General features: G+C 46.8%; 1 protein-coding gene. It reads left to right on the forward strand.

Annotated elements, in window-relative coordinates:
- Positions 1 to 93: 93 nt before the first annotated feature.
- On the forward strand, positions 94 to 1,055 hold a 962-nt coding region (locus tag PAE54_RS12415; protein WP_326519662.1), incomplete at its 3' end, for an ISNCY family transposase.

Here is a 1,055-nt window from a genome sequence, read left to right on the forward strand (position 1 = left end):
TTGTTAGAAACCATTTAAAGTGTCTGTATTCTCACCAATAAAAATGTCTGGTCTATGATGCGCATCAACATCATGGACTGGATATGAATCGAGATGCTGATCACTATGTCTGACAAGGAAATACAACGTCTTGCAGTTCTGCAAGATGTTCGAGATCAACGTATTACACAAGTCCGTGCTGCTGAAATTCTGAATCTTTCAACCCGTCAAATTACCCGGTTATTGCAGAAGCTCAATCAAGACGGTGTTTCAGGTCTGGCGCATGCCAGTCGTGGTCAACCGGGTCATCGTCGCCATAATGAAGCCGTAAAATCTGAATGTCTTTCCCTTATTTCTGAACATCTGCTGGGATTTGGCCCAACCTTGGCGCATGAGAAGCTCAGCAGCATGTTCGGCCTGAATATCCCTGTAGAAACGGTTCGTCGCTGGATGACTGCCAATGAGCTCTGGATTCCGCGATCCAAGCGTCTGAAACGTCCATATCAGCCTAGATATAACCGGGATTGCTTCGGTGAGCTGATCCAGATCGATGGTTCATATCATGACTGGTTTGAAGGACGAGCCGCCAAATGCTGCTTGCTGGTTTATATCGATGACGCGACTGGAAAACTGCTGCATCTACGCTTTTGTGAGGCTGAAACGACCTTTGATTATATGCTCTCAACCAGAGCCTACATTGAGCAATACGGCAAGCCGTTGGCCTTTTATAGCGATAAACACTCGGTATTCCGAGTCAATCAGAAATCCAGCCAAGACAGCAAGATCACGCAATTTGGCCGGATCCTGAATGAGTTAAACATTGATATTATCTTCGCCAACTCACCGCAGGCCAAAGGTCGTGTTGAACGTGCCAACAGGACACTTCAGGATCGTCTGATCAAGGAGATGCGTCTGCAAGGCATCAGTTCGATTGCTGAAGCCAATGCCTGGCTACCCTGCTTCATTGAGCAGTTCAATCAGAAGTTCGCCAAGTGTGCAAGAAATTCCAAGAACTTGCATCGCCCTTTAACAGAGTCTGATGCTGAACTGGAGGATATTTTCACCTGGCAGGAACC

Origin of the sequence: Acinetobacter minutum, assembly GCF_035916735.1 — a bacterium.
In the GTDB taxonomy this organism is placed as follows: domain Bacteria; phylum Pseudomonadota; class Gammaproteobacteria; order Pseudomonadales; family Moraxellaceae; genus Acinetobacter.